Genomic DNA, 14,606 nt, shown 5'->3' with positions numbered 1-14,606 from the left:
CTACTTAATACGTTTTAACGTATAAAGTTGCTTTTTCAGCTTATCTTAGAGATACATTCTAATTCATCGTCCAAAATATTGATTAATTATCGCTTCAAGATTATCTTCTAATTGCTCTTCAAAATGATCTAAATGTTCCCCAAACAGGTTTAAATACTGGCTTGCCTTACTTCGGGTTAATTTTTTTGATGATATTTGAAATTCCATTTCCGCTAAGGTTTTATCTAATCGAGGTACAATTGACCAGGTAATAAACGCACTGGCAGATGCTTGTAATTGCATTTGTGCAAACTCACAAAACTCGTTTATATACTCGCGACCATCAGGCCCTAACGAACCGGGCTCCATACGGAATATAACCAACATTTTTTTATTTTCTGGAATGGCGCTAACTAACGTCATTTATTGTCCTTTTACTAACTGCACAAGCATAAACCGCCAATATATATACAAAATGCATAATACAGCAGCTAATCCGAAAGTGACAAAATCTTCACGGAAACAACGACTGATTCAAATTAAAATAACTAAATTGGAGTAAAAAATCACTTGCTGCTTGATTATCTGATTTTTCAAATAAAAACAGCTCAAAGTATAGTCACCTAGCTAAAAAAAATTCATCCAAGCGACTGAATTTTTATTGGCAAAACATCCCACACACCCATCAATTTAATTGAACCTTTGTATTTATATTATCAAATATTATTACCGTTATTTTTCTCTTATTGTATTTCTACCCAAAGCACTTGGGTATACACATTACTGATTAGCACAATAGAACTTATACAAGGAGAAGATGGTGCTCAATAGAAAACAAACAAGTAAACAACAAATAAGAGGCGTGATTTATCGCGATATACATTATGGTTCTTAACAACAATTATCCAATTAAACTGATAAATACAGGTCAGAAAAAAACGGAAAACTCACACGGTATATTAAAACAGGTCGAAGAATACGGTCTTAAAAAGGTGCAGAAATCAGTTGCAAAATCATTTGCATTAGCAATTTTTGCAGGAGCTTTTATTGCCATCGCATTTGTTTTTTACATCACAGTAACAACTGGTGCAAATGATGCGCCATGGGGACTAATCAGATTAGCGGGAGGGCTTGCTTTCAGCCTGGGTCTTATTCTAGTGGTGGTTTGTGGTGGTGAATTATTTACCAGCACTGTATTAAGCACCGTTGCATGGGCGCAAGGTCTATTTTCAACAGGCCAGTTACTGAAATGTTGGCTTCGAGTTTATTTAGGCAATCTTGTCGGTGCCGCAGCAATGCTCGCACTTGTGGTAACAGCTCGCATGCATCTGCTTGATGGCGGTGAATGGGGAATTAATGCGCTGCAGGTTGCACAACATAAACTTGAACACAGCTGGGCGCAAGCCTTTGCATTAGGTATTTTATGTAATTTATTGGTCTGTTTAGGTACGTGGATGACCTTTAGTAGCAAAGATACTTTAGCAAAATCGATGCTTTTAATATTACCAGTGGCGATGTTTGTCAGTAGTGGCTTTGAACACAGTATCGCTAATATGTTTATGGTGCCACTTGGTTTGACCATCAAAGTAATCAGCGAGCCAGCCTTTTTTATTAGTCATGGTTTTACACCAGCTGATTTTGCTCATCTAACCTGGTCTAACTTCATTTTACATAACCTAATCCCTGTAACACTTGGCAATATAGTCGGAGGTGGATTATTTGTCGGTATCGGGTATTGGTTAATCGAAGGTGAAGATAAAAACAGAGCAAACAAAACAAGCAATACAAATAACAACAATAACAACAATCAATTAACTAATTTCGGAGAAACATACATTATGAAAACTACATTAAAAAACTTAACCGTAAAAGATATTATGGATAAAACACCAGTCGTATTTGTACAAGACAAAGATATCTACCAGGCGCTTGCTTTGTTAACTGAGCATGAAATTAGTGCTGCACCAATTGTCGACCTAAACCAGCAATTGATCGGTTTTGTATCGCAACAAGATATTTTAAGATTATTATGGTCAGAAGAGTACTCGGCAGAATTAAGCTATCAAGTAAGTAATGCAATGCAGACAGAAATACTTACGGTAGATGCAAATCAAACTATTACAGCACTGCTTGAATTTATGGTTGTAGATAAAGAAAAGCTATTTCCAGTAAACGATAATGCCATGTTAACTAGTCGTAATTACCAAAGCTATGATGAACGCTTAAAAGCTGCAGCTGCTAACCGCCCTTCAGTTTATCCGGTCATTGAACAAGGCAAACTGTGTGGTGTAATAACACGTCGCCAATTAGCAAATTTAGTCGTTAAAGAATACACTCCTAACGATCAACCTCAAACACAAGCGGCTTAATTTAGCCTGATAGCCAAACTAGTTTGGCTATCATCCCCAACCAGTTGCGCAGTATTTATGGGTAAGAGAGGTGAACACTTGTCTTACCTTTTTGCTTTTCATGATGATCAATCAAGCGGCGAGCCTCAGCTAAAATACAATCCCGGAGTGGATTTTCACCCGCATCTTTTCGCCATACAAAGGATAAACTACGTTTCATATCCAATTGGGGTGTTGGTAATATCACTAACTGACCATTTTCAACTTCCTGTGCAACATCGAGATAAGGTAAACAACCGAGATAAAAGCCATTTTTTACCATCGCTTTTAACACAGGCACACTTTCATATACTTTCCAAACATTAATATTTTCAATCAATCCATGTACAGCACCATCAAAGATTCGTCTCGTACCCGCCCCCATCTCTCTTATAACCCACTTCGCTTGCTCTAATTGGGCGAGACTCACTACATCTAACTTTGCATAGGGATGGTGAGGGTTAGTAAATACCACCAGGTGATCATCAATTAATTTTTTTTGATTGATACGGCTATCATCATTACGCCCTTCGACTATCCCCAAGTCGCATTCATGGTTTAATAATCTTTGAATAACATGATCTGTATTTTCAACCATTAATTCAATACGTAGTTCAGGGAAATCAGAATCAATTTTACTGATAAGGTTAGGTAAAATATGCTCGGCTGCTGTTTGGCTGGAACAGAGGGTTAAATTTCCGCTAATAAGTTGTTGATCATGTAAACCCAGCTGTATCTGCTGCGCATCTTGCAGTAAACGTTTAGCTTTCGGCCTTAACCAGCGCCCCCAATGACTTAGTGTCAACCGGTTACCTTGGCGGGTAAATAGCGGCCTATCTAATACATTCTCAAATTGAGAAAGTGACATACTGACCGCAGACTGTGTCATTGATAACTTTCGGGCAGCGGCGCTAACACTTTCTTGGCTCGCAACTGCATCAAAAACAGCTAATTGTTTAAGCGAATACTTCATCCATTCCTTTCCTAAATAACAAGTTCTAGTGAGTATCAATTTTATTGATACCTGTATCTGCTTATATTATCTATGAGACAAAGCAATAGCAATGTAATCTTGATTTAAATCAACACTTTATTTGCAATAAATAAAAGAATGCTGCTAGATTTGAGTTTGAAAGGTCGGGCTGGCTTTAGTTATTGATGAATTTTGATAAACACTATTGATCTGTTGAATACGACTATTTAGTTTTTGTTGTAAATCACTATCTTTTGCTAATTCTTGCATACCCGAAAAATGCTCTGCTACAGATGATTCATAACTAATAGTTGAACCTGTTGTTTTACCCTCACTATTTCCCTGATTTTGTTGCAATATATCACTGCGCGCTTGAGCGGCCATTTGATCCGCTTTTGCTGCAACACGTCTATCTTGCCCTGAAGGCTCTGACGGCGCCAATGCAGCCGCTTTAATTTGTTGCGCTTTTTGTAACGTTGCCTGCGGATCATTGGGCACTCTTGAAGTATCAATTGAAACCTCACCAGAGACCGCATATTTAACACCATCAGGTCCTGTCTGATAACTGTAACTCGGCGATCCCGCATATTGTCCACCAACAGCTGAATGCGCCCTTTCATGGATCAGTACCTCACTATCTCGTAATTTTAAATCGCCAATCTGTTTTAATTCAACTTCAGTGAATTGCTGCTGATTATCGGGATCATTAGCCGTTTCTTGTGTTACTTTATTATCAGCTTGCTCTGTTGTTTCCTCTTTGCCCTCTTGACCTTGTTGCTGTTGAATATTTTTTGCACTATCGGTTTGTTGACCATTTTCAGTTTGATTGACTAATTGAGGAGAAACATTGTTTATTTGCTTATTCGTTGGTTTCTCGTAGGTTGGATTTGCAACCATAGGAGTTTGGCTGGAAACTCCTGAAAGATTAACTTGCGGAGTTGTTGATGGTATTGCGCTGGAAATTGAATTTACAGACGAAACATTTACTCCCGCTGTAACAGGGGAGTTAACAGGTGAACTGTTTGTAACTTTTAGTGAAACACTATTTGCCGATATATTCATAAATACAAAAATTAAACACGTACATCGATTAAACTGCCGACAGCTTCATCCGCAGTTACTTGCTGTCCCGATGATAATGCTTGATGCTCTGAAACACGTGCATTCACTAGATCTTCGTTTAACTCAGTGATTTTTTGTACTGGCTGCTCAGTGGTCACCGGATCAACACTTTGTGTTTGTTGCTGATTTTCAGTCGCCTGATGTTGCACAGTTGAACTATTTGGATCATTACGATGTAATGTTGTTGGCTGACTATTGAGATTTGCTGTTCCAGAAATATCCATCAGTTACCCCTTCATAAAATAAAGTTGCTCTAATTATCGTACAACAATGACCAAAATACTACTTTTTAGTTGTACATAAATTCAACGTTATTTTCATTATAGTTGGCTATAATTACAAGCTGATGAATTTGTTGGAGCTAATTCATTAATTAACAATTACTTACTATTTAACCTCAACTCGGGATAATGAAAGCGCAATACTCTTTAATATCCCGAGTTGAGGTTATTTTCTTTCGGAACTAAAAAAAGTTTGAATAAACAATTGGGATTTACCCTGATAGAACTCGTGGCGGTAATTATTATTTTGGCATACTCGCTGCAGCTGCAACAGCTGTTCCCGAATATGCTCAATTCCGCGCTAACTGCCACTGCTCTGTAAGCAAAGCAAGGAACTCTGGCTATTCTATTTACTGTTACCCTTTGCAATTTCAAAACACTCTTCTCCGTGCTTCTTGGCATGATCTACTATATTTTGATCGAGCTTTCCACTACTCGCAAATTCATCAAGAATATCAATCACCTTATTTAATGGCATGCCGCTCCGGTACGGCCGGTCTTGCACCAGTGCTTGAAAAATATCTGCGACAGCAATAATTCGAGACTCAATACTTAACTCTTTTTGATGCGGATGAAACGGATAGCCAACACCATTAAGTCCCTCATGGTGAAATGCAGCCCAACAGGCAATATCTTCAAGCCCCTTGATATGGCGAAGAATTTCATAGGTCTCATAACTGTGTTGGTTCATAATCGCACGTTCAATATCACTTAAAGGCCCTGGCTTGCCAAGTATATGATCAGGTATATGGAGCTTGCCAAGATCATGCAATAAACCTGCTATTTCAATCTTTTCACACTGTTCACTAAGTAATCCCAAAGATGAAGCAATATATCGCGCTAAACTGGCAACCCCTACCGAATGCTGGGCTGTAAATGGGCTTTTCTGATCAACGATATAAGCCAAAATCAATGAAAGTTGTTTAAGCTGAGAGATGCTTAATAACTTACTGCTTTCAAATTGCGACATATCCCATGTATAGCGAGTAATATGACGATCCTGCAATGCAATCCAAAAAGCTTCAGATTTCTCCACTTGATGAAAAGCATTAACAATTTCAGGATCAAAATAGGTTCCTTTATAATTAGTTACTGATTTAACAATTTCTTCTCTGGCAAGTAAAATATCTGTCTCATAATGACCAGCCGCCAATACATCTACTCGATCGGCAAGAAAAATGAGGTTAGCCATACGTGTATCTTGTATGCTGACATCGAGCCTATTGAGCTTTTCCCATGGCGTGTGGTGATAAAGAATAGGTATTGCAAAACCGGAAAGCGGCTCAAAATCCTTCAATAAACGATAACCAATTCCGCAATGTATATGCGCATCACACCAGTCAAATTGGTTTACAAGGTGAGAGTGCATCTGCTCCGTAGAAACGCCACAGTCATGCAATAATCCAAGATCAAATGAAAACTGTATAGCTTGATCATTAAATCCAAGCTGATATCCCAACTGGCTGGCAATATAGCCAACGCGCTTGCCGTGATTTGTATCATTCATTCCCACTAGAGAGACAGCGGTCTCAATCGCTATAATCATTTGACGAAGGTCTATTTCTAATTTTGAGAATGTACTCATTATATCACCTCGATTTAATAGATCGTTTTGACAAGCATATATAGCCAGCAGAATGGTCCGTTCTGGGTATACAATTACCAACAACTGCCACCATTCTTATAAAATAGGAACCTTGTGATAAGCCTTCAAAAACCACCAGCTTATGCTCTTCCAGTTTATGTAACTGACTTTTCACTTATTAATAATAGACTCTATTTTGATTCTCACATCAACAAGCTCATAAAGAATTTTGTGAGTGCATTCTTCCGCACATTATCAGATACAGAGCAGCTTTTTTTCTGAATTTACAGATATTTAGAACGACCAGGAGCAAGTATATTACAGTGCGTAATCTTATTTTACGCTGCATAAATAGAAGAGAAATCGCCATCCAATATGACTAAGATCTGAAGTTCGAGGAAGTAAAGGAGAGAGCAATATCATTATTACTAGTTAACAGCTGCGACAAACGTTAATAAGTAAAAATCATTTTCTGTCTGTTTTATTGTTTACAAAAAAAGGGTTATTCATCTCTGAATAACCCACAATTGTTGTTTAATAGATTAACATTAAAATCGATTTACAATCTTCACTATGTTATTTCCAGTTCAATTCGTTCTTGTTGTGCATCTGTTTCCCCCTCAACAGGCTCATCTTCAATATGTTTACCTTTTGAACGTTTAATCACATAGGTGGTGATCATTAACATCGCTAAAATACCTACGGCAGTTGACACATGTATCGCCAAACCAAAACCGAGTGTGCTGTTATTAAGAATAAAGGTGATACATACCGTGGTCATAAACATTGCCGGCACTGTGGTTACCCAGTGGAATTTATTGTGACGAAGCAAGTACGCAGACGCTGTCCATAACATCATCACCGCCGTCGTTTGGTTGGCAAAACCGAAGTAACGCCAAATAATGCCAAAATCAACTTGTGTTAATATTGCGCCTAAAACGAATAGGGGTAACGCCATTAATAAACGATTACGGATAGATTTTTGTTCCATATTGAAATATTCAGCAAGAATCAAACGGCTTGAGCGGAATGCGGTATCACCCGAGGTGATTGGTAAAATCACTACACCTAGAAAAGCAACAATACCGCCAAATCCCCCTAATAAACCGATTGAAGTATCATAAACAATACTACCAGGTCCACCCGCGCTAACCGCTTCCGATAAAGCCCCAACAGAGCCAAAGAATGATAATGCCAATGCACACCAGATTAAGGCAATAATACCTTCACCAATCATAGCGCCATAAAAAACGAAACGGCCGTTATTTTCATTTTCAAGACAACGCGCCATTAGTGGCGACTGGGTTGCATGGAAACCTGAAATTGCGCCACATGCAATGGTAATAAACAGTGCTGGCCACAATGGTAAATCGTTAGGATTCATATTAGTGAACATCTGACTCATTTGGTAGTCACCTAATAAGGTATGCTCGCTTGAAAAAGCTAATGCGACAACAAGTCCCACCGACATAAAGACTAATAACGCACCAAAGAAAGGATAGAAACGACCGATAATTTTATCAATTGGTACAATCGTCGCAACCACATAATAAGTGAAGATAATCACTACCATAGTAATCATCGGCATAGCCAGATCCGTCTGCTGATTAACAAGATTTGTTAACATACCTGCTGGCGCAGAAACGAATACAACACCTACCAGCAGTAACAGTATCAAGGCAAAAATATTCATAAAATGTTTTGCGCCTTGTCCTAAATATTTACCGGTAATGGTTGGTACTGATGCCCCGCCATTACGAATCGATAACATACCGGAGAAATAATCATGAACTGCACCAGCAAAAATACAACCAAGCACAATCCATAACATGGCGGCAGGTCCATATAATGCCCCCATAATAGGACCAAATATAGGACCAACTCCGGCAATATTTAACAGCTGCACCAGATAAACTTTTTTCTTGGTCATAGGTACAAAATCTACACCATCACGTTTACTATAAGCGGGCGTTGTACGCTGCTCTTTAATACCAAAAACCTTTTCGATTATTGCACCATAGATAAAGTATCCACCGAGCAAAAGAGCCACACAAGATAGGAACCAAAGCATATTAATCTCTCCATTATTTAAGTTGATAAAAGGGATAACAGCAATGATTAGGTAAAATGATAGGATGCTTAGTTATTTTTATTCACATCTATTTAAGGAGGGTTTCATCCATGAATAATTAGAATAACCATAACAAAGCATCAATTCAGTGTGTAACACCATCTGATCAAACTGTTATGGCTAGCACTTTACGCTTAATAATGACAGGTTCACCCTTTAAAAAAGCCAGTGGTCATAATGTAAATTAAACGGTCAATAACTCTTTTAAGTGGTTTTTATGTAATTAAGATAATGAAAAACGCTCTTTTAACGCTTTTAAATATCGTCGGCTGACAGGTGCCACGGATCCATTACAAGTGATGATTTCAGCTAGCGAATTTTCTAACAGCTTTATTTCACGGATCGCGGTCGGGTTGACTAAATACTGACGGTGACAACGAATTAAACAGGTTTTTTCTTCAAGCACTTTCAGGCTCAATGAACAGCTGCTTTTATTCTCACCGTTTGAAGTTTTATTACTAATCACATGTACGCCAGACTGATCAGAATATGCCAGTTCAATCTCTTGCGGTTTTAGTAATACAAAACGGTTATAACCAGCACAGGGAATTAATTCCAACTGGTTTTGTAAAAGAGCGGTGTAATCACATTTTTTTAAAGATGATTTAAGTCGCTTGATAGTTTTATGTAAACGCGCTGGCTCAACGGGTTTTAAAATATAATCAAAGGCATTATCTTCAAAAGCCTTAAGCGCATACTCATCATATGCGGTGACAAAAACAACCTGAGGCATAGTTTCAGGATCCAGCATACTGAGCATATCTAAACCGGTTACTTGTGGCATCTGAATATCTAAAAAAATCACATCCGGTTTTAAGCTATTAACCTTTTGTAACCCTTCAATAGCATTATTACACGAGGCGATAATTTCAACCTCAGCGGTCTCTTTTAATAATTCAGTTAACTCTTCACGTGCATATAACTCATCATCGATGACAATTGCTTTAAGCATTATTTATCTCAACTTCTTGGTGTTTTATTTCTATTAAAAAGAAAACAGGCACGTATAACTCATCCCATTTATTACGATTACTTTAAGCATTATTTATCTCAACTTCTTGGTGTTTTATTTCTATAAAAAAGAAAACAGGCACGTATAACTCATCCATTTATTTCTATTGCTTTAAGTATTATTTATTTTTCTCTACGACTAGTGGAAATAGTATTTGTGCCGTGGTGGAGATTCCCTGTTCACAGCTCATTTGTAAACCATATAACTCGCCAAATCTGTTTTTTAAACGTTTATCTACAATCTGCAAACCAAGTCCCGTTGCATTTTCTGCTGGCGAATAGGTGCCAGCATTATCAATCACTTGTAACTGTACTAAGGTTTGATTGTTATCTTCAATTACCCCCCCTTTAATCTCAATTTTACCATTCTCTAATAACGTTGATGTGCCGTGTTTAATCGCATTCTCGACTAAGGGTTGTAGCGTAAACGTCGGCACAAACACATCAAGTATTTCTTGCTCAACTAAAAAATCAACCTGCAGTCGATCTGAAAAACGCGCCAACTCAACTTCAAGATAAGCACGAATATGCGCCAACTCCTCTTTAATGGTCACAGATTCTATATTGTGTTTTAGATTACGACGAAAAAATTGAGAAAGGTGCTGAATAAGATCGCGTGCTTTATCTGGATCGCGACGAATCACAGCACTGATCGTATTTAATGCATTAAACAGAAAATGGGGATTAACTTGCGCTTGCAGGAGGCGTAATTCTGCTTGTGTTAATAAGGTTTGCTGCTCAATATATCGTCCCGTTAGTATCTGATTTGATAATAACTTTGCCAGCCCCTCACCTAATGTACGATTGATAGACGAGAACAGTTTTTGTTTAGGCTCATACAGTTTGATCGTCCCCAGTACTTTATCTTCACCACCAAGCAATGGAATAATCAGCGCAGAGCCTAACTTACACTTATTATATAAGGAACATTGATAAGCGACCTCATAACCGTCTGCATAAATTAGTTCGCAGTTTTCAATCGCTTGTTTTGTATAATCAGATGAAATCGCTGTGCCCGGCAAATGATGATCATCTCCAATGCCAATAAAGGCTAAAATCTTCTCACGGTCGGTAATTGATACTGCACCGACACCTGTTTCTTCATAAATGATTTGCGCGATTTTTTTAGTACTTTGCTGGTTAAATCCACGGCTTAAAATCCCCACTGAACGCTCTGCAATTTTTAGCGCTTTGCTGGAAAAGGCCGCGGAATATTTTTCATAAATCGCTTTTCTATCCTGGATAATGCTCATAAACAGCGCCGCCCCAAACGCATTTGCGGTGATCATAGGTAAAGCAATCGCTTTAACCAGATGTAGTGCCTGATCAAACGGCTGTGCAACAAGCAATATAATGGACATTTGCATCACTTCTGCGATAAGCAAAACAATAAATGCCACAGCTGGTTTAAATATTTTATCCACTAAACCACGTCGAACATAATAGCTATGAATTAATCCACCTAATAATCCTTCCGCTGTGGTTGAAATTGCGCAAGCAGTATCGGTAAAACCGCCCATTGTATAACGATGGATACCTCCCGTTAAACCAACTGCAAATCCCACTAGCGGCCCACCTAGCAACCCGCCCATCACAGCGCCGATTGCGCGAGTATTGGCTATCGCATTTTCAATCGCCAAACCAAAATAGGTACCAAGAATACAAAACAAGCTAAACACCACATAACAGGCGAGACGTTGTGATAAATGCCCGGAAACAGTAGTCAAAGGCATAAATAGTGGTGTTTTACTTAATAAATAGGCAATGACTAAATACACACTAAGTTGCTGTAATAAAGAAAAAATCAGTTCCATAAAGACACCATTAATATTAAGAAAAAAACACTATTTGATTACAACCAGCGGCGCACGCGTTTTTTATAATCCAGATATTGCTGACCGAAGCGTGACTCCAGATAAGACTCTTCACGTAGAATAACGCCCCACCAGATCACGGTTAATAAAGGAATTAACAACAGAAACAACCAAAAACTATTAAGCAGAAATGCCAGTGATAAATATAAACCCGTCATCGACAGATACATAGGATTACGTGAATAATTATAGGGCCCTTTTATGGTTAAATTATTCGCTTCTATATAAGGATTTGGCGAGGTTTTTGCGCTTAACATTACTCGAAAAGCCCAAAATACAACTAAACAACTGCTGATAAATAAAATAGCACTTATAAACCACAGCCATCCACCTGATTCAAAAACCGAAATCGGAAAATAAAATTGCAACAGCAGTGCAGCTATCACAGGTAAAAGATAAATAAGTGGTGGAGGTGCAATAATATTCATGCCTAATCCTATAACTAATATTAATGGTTATTTTCAAGTGATTCAGATATATAAGCGGCGACTCATCGCCATCATTGTTGTAATAAAAGCTTTGCTGCAAAGTGATGAGATCTTGCACTTTATTCCTTGTTATAGAGATTATAAAAAATGATCACCTCTTAACTTGTCATCACCTGCGTTTCAAGGATCTCTGCGTATACACTATAATAATATTTAAAACTAACGAATATAAAGCATTTGTATCTCAATGAACTAATGGTGCTGTTAAAGAGTGCATCAAATCAACAACTGGCTTGTTAAAAAGCACTTTTATAAATATCAAATAGGTAGTTTTATGAAAGTTAAAATCATTTCAGCTATTTTGTTTTTTTATATTATTTTATCGACTGGCGTTTTTGCTGGCGATATCAAGGTAACTGTATATGCCGATGAAAATTATCCTCCTTATTCATATAGTGAAAAAGGAAAAGTAGAGGGAATATATACAGAGATTCTCAAAATGGCATTTTCCAAAATGAAAAGCTACGAAGTAGAAATAGTCGCAGTTCCATGGAAACGCGGTTTAAAAAGGCTAAAAGATGGAGAAGGATTTGCTCTCTACCCGCCTTATTTCCATACTTTAAAAAGACCTTATATCTGGCCTTATTCACTTCCCATCATAGAAGAAATAGTCGTTGTATTTTGTAGAGAAGATCTGCTTTTAAAATCCCCCCGACCAAACTGGCCGGAAGATTATTACGGTTTAACTATTGGCAATAATGCAGGATTTCACCTTGGGGGTGATAAGTTTTGGCAAGCCGTAAAAGAGGAAAAAATTAAAGTTTATGAAGCGAAAGGAAATCGAGAAAGTATTTTAATGCTGGGCTTGAAGCGCACGGATTGCTATATGAACGATCGACTTGCCATTTTATGGGAGCTGAAAAAATTAAAAGCACAAGGAAAATATGATGAAGGAGGCCGGCATGCCAAACTGCTAGAAGGCACAACTATTACTATAGAACAGGGATTTTTGGGTTATACAAACCGGGATAATGGAAAATTTCCTTTCAAAGAAGATTTTAAAAAGGAGTTTGATATCATTATTTATGAGATGCGCAGAACGGGAGAGATACAAAAAATTATTGATTCATTTATGGTTACCATCCTATAAGTAGCACATTCCTATAGCCGACTCACTCCATTGCACTACTGCAAATTAATGTTTTATATTTTATTAAGTTCAGAAAGCCTTATAACTGTTATACTCGCGCGCATTATTAATTGATTTTTAAATTTGATGTAAAAGAGTGGTGATATAAATGAGTGTTGATGCGATAGGTTTATCTTCTGAATTATTAAAAGCGGTAAAAGCTTGTGGTTATAAAAACCTAACTCCTATTCAGCAACAAGCGATCCCGCTTATCCGCAGCGGAACCGATCTGTTGGCAAGTGCACAAACTGGGACAGGTAAAACAGCCGCATTTACCCTGCCAATTTTGGATCTGCTGGCTAAAAACAGCAGTACAAAAACAGCAAATAACACCACAATCAAAGCGCTTATTTTAACACCAACTCGTGAGTTAGCCTCACAAGTCGCCAGTAACATCAAAGACTACAGTGAGTTTTTACCACTAACGTCAGGTGTTATATCTGGTGGTGCAAATATGGGCCCGCAAACGAAAATGCTTAAAAATGGCGTTGATATTTTAGTTGCCACTCCAGGACGACTGATTGAACATCTGACCTTAAGAAACGTCGATCTTGCTCATGTAAAATACTTAGTGTTAGATGGAGCCGATCGTATGCTCGATATGGGTTTTTTAAAAGATATTGAAAAATTGATGGAAGTTATCAAGCAGAAACATCAAACATTGATGTTCTCTGCGACCTTTTCCAACAAAGTAAAAACATTAGCGAAACAGTTATTAACCACGCCAAAAACCTTAGATATCTCGCCGCAAAACTCAACATCAGGCAAAGTAAAACAACAAGTTTACTGGGTATCAGAAACGCGTAAACGCGAACTATTATCTGAGCTTATCGGCGTTAAAAACTGGAAACAGGTACTGGTATTTGCCGGAACCAAAGAGAGTGCAAACTTATTAGCAAAAGAGTTAAAACTCGATGGCATCAAAGCGGCATTATGCCACGGAGATAAAACCCAAGGTGCGCGTAATCAAGCGATTCAAAAATTTACTGAAGGTAGCGTTCGCGTTCTAGTTGCAACTGACGTGGCTGCACGTGGACTTGATATTCCAGATCTGCCTTATGTAGTCAATTTCCACTTGCCGTTTTTAGCTGAAGATTATGTACACCGTATTGGCCGAACAGGTCGTGCTGGTAAAAGTGGTACGGCTATTTCATTAGTCAGCCCTAAAGATGAACAATTTTTAGATGATATTGAAGAGTTAATCGGTCGAAAATTTGAACGTATCGTTTATCCGGGTTATGAATTCGATGCTGAACTGCCTGCACAATATAACAATAAATCAGAGCAACCACTTAAGAAAAGTCGTTACAAAGCAACACAAGAGCATAACCAAATGATCGCCCGTAAAAAGGCCGAAAATACCCCGGCGGCGATACGCCGTGCAAAAGCAAAAGGTAGAAAACAGAGATAATAGTGGATTAATATAGTGGGGAGTTGCCTCCCCTGATATATGCAAACTATTTGCAGATACGGATTCAGTTGCTTAGCTAAAAAAAGGAATATTGAGGTTACAAAGTGCAGATCTACTGGTATTGGCAATATTTATTTGTACTTACTCATACTCGATCTGGCAGTTCAGTCTGCTAGGCTAAACTTAATCTGACAAATCTACGCTCGATAACTCCCAATATAACCATCATTAGTGC

13 protein-coding genes are annotated in these 14,606 nt (G+C 38.1%); 4 read left to right on the top strand and 9 right to left on the bottom strand.

Going from position 1 to position 14,606, the window contains the following annotated elements:
- Positions 1–63: 63 nt before the first annotated feature.
- Positions 64–402, bottom strand: coding sequence for a hypothetical protein (locus AC4GME_RS00170; protein ID WP_490377845.1), 339 nt, complete (start codon positions 400–402; stop codon positions 64–66).
- A gap of 461 nt (positions 403–863) precedes the next feature.
- On the opposite strand from AC4GME_RS00170, the gene focA reads away from it, so the two are divergent.
- Positions 864–2,348 carry a formate transporter FocA gene (focA, locus tag AC4GME_RS00165; protein ID WP_490377844.1) on the top strand — a complete coding sequence of 495 codons (1,485 nt, stop codon included), beginning with the start codon at positions 864–866 and terminating at the stop codon, positions 2,346–2,348.
- Between the two features lie 55 nt (positions 2,349–2,403).
- On the opposite strand, the gene AC4GME_RS00160 is transcribed toward focA, so the two are convergent.
- From AC4GME_RS00160 to AC4GME_RS00150, 3 genes are all read right to left on the bottom strand, one after another.
- Positions 2,404–3,339 carry a LysR family transcriptional regulator gene (locus AC4GME_RS00160; protein WP_490377843.1) on the bottom strand — a complete coding sequence of 312 codons (936 nt, stop codon included), beginning with the start codon at positions 3,337–3,339 and terminating at the stop codon, positions 2,404–2,406.
- Positions 3,340–3,483: 144 nt separating this feature from the next.
- Positions 3,484–4,401 carry a putative metalloprotease CJM1_0395 family protein gene (locus tag AC4GME_RS00155; RefSeq protein ID WP_490377842.1) on the bottom strand — a complete coding sequence of 306 codons (918 nt, stop codon included), beginning with the start codon at positions 4,399–4,401 and terminating at the stop codon, positions 3,484–3,486.
- Positions 4,402–4,412: 11 nt separating this feature from the next.
- Entirely contained in the window at positions 4,413–4,685 is a 273-nt protein-coding gene (locus AC4GME_RS00150; RefSeq protein ID WP_490377841.1) for a hypothetical protein, read from the bottom strand.
- Between the two features lie 217 nt (positions 4,686–4,902).
- Here AC4GME_RS00150 and AC4GME_RS00145 point away from each other — a divergent pair, with 217 nt between their 5' ends.
- The gene (locus AC4GME_RS00145) at positions 4,903–5,064 is read left to right on the top strand and encodes a prepilin-type N-terminal cleavage/methylation domain-containing protein (protein WP_490376578.1); all 162 of its coding nucleotides are present in this window, start codon (positions 4,903–4,905) and stop codon (positions 5,062–5,064) included.
- 24 nt (positions 5,065–5,088) lie between these two features.
- Here the strand turns inward: AC4GME_RS00145 and AC4GME_RS00140 are convergent, their stop codons facing one another.
- From AC4GME_RS00140 to AC4GME_RS00120, 5 genes are all read right to left on the bottom strand, one after another.
- Complete coding sequence (locus AC4GME_RS00140; protein WP_490376577.1) at positions 5,089–6,327, bottom strand: HD-GYP domain-containing protein; 1,239 nt, start codon at positions 6,325–6,327, stop codon at positions 5,089–5,091.
- Between the two features lie 571 nt (positions 6,328–6,898).
- Entirely contained in the window at positions 6,899–8,398 is a 1,500-nt protein-coding gene (locus AC4GME_RS00135) for a carbon starvation CstA family protein (RefSeq protein WP_490376576.1), read from the bottom strand.
- Positions 8,399–8,681: 283 nt separating this feature from the next.
- The gene (gene btsR, locus AC4GME_RS00130; protein ID WP_490376575.1) at positions 8,682–9,410 is read right to left on the bottom strand and encodes a two-component system response regulator BtsR; all 729 of its coding nucleotides are present in this window, start codon (positions 9,408–9,410) and stop codon (positions 8,682–8,684) included.
- 178 nt (positions 9,411–9,588) lie between these two features.
- Positions 9,589–11,283, bottom strand: a complete 1,695-nt coding sequence (locus AC4GME_RS00125; RefSeq protein WP_490376574.1) for a LytS/YhcK type 5TM receptor domain-containing protein — start codon at positions 11,281–11,283, stop codon at positions 9,589–9,591.
- Between the two features lie 38 nt (positions 11,284–11,321).
- Positions 11,322–11,771 carry a methyltransferase family protein gene (locus AC4GME_RS00120; protein WP_490376573.1) on the bottom strand — a complete coding sequence of 150 codons (450 nt, stop codon included), beginning with the start codon at positions 11,769–11,771 and terminating at the stop codon, positions 11,322–11,324.
- 334 nt (positions 11,772–12,105) lie between these two features.
- Here AC4GME_RS00120 and AC4GME_RS00115 point away from each other — a divergent pair, with 334 nt between their 5' ends.
- Positions 12,106–12,921 carry a substrate-binding periplasmic protein gene (locus AC4GME_RS00115; RefSeq protein ID WP_490376572.1) on the top strand — a complete coding sequence of 272 codons (816 nt, stop codon included), beginning with the start codon at positions 12,106–12,108 and terminating at the stop codon, positions 12,919–12,921.
- A gap of 148 nt (positions 12,922–13,069) precedes the next feature.
- Complete coding sequence (locus AC4GME_RS00110; RefSeq protein ID WP_490378867.1) at positions 13,070–14,371, top strand: DEAD/DEAH box helicase; 1,302 nt, start codon at positions 13,070–13,072, stop codon at positions 14,369–14,371.
- Positions 14,372–14,606: the final 235 nt, after the last annotated feature.

The organism is Psychromonas sp., from assembly GCF_983033635.1.
The sequence above is the reverse complement of the archived record's forward strand: the minus strand, read 5'-3'. Positions and strand labels throughout refer to the sequence as shown.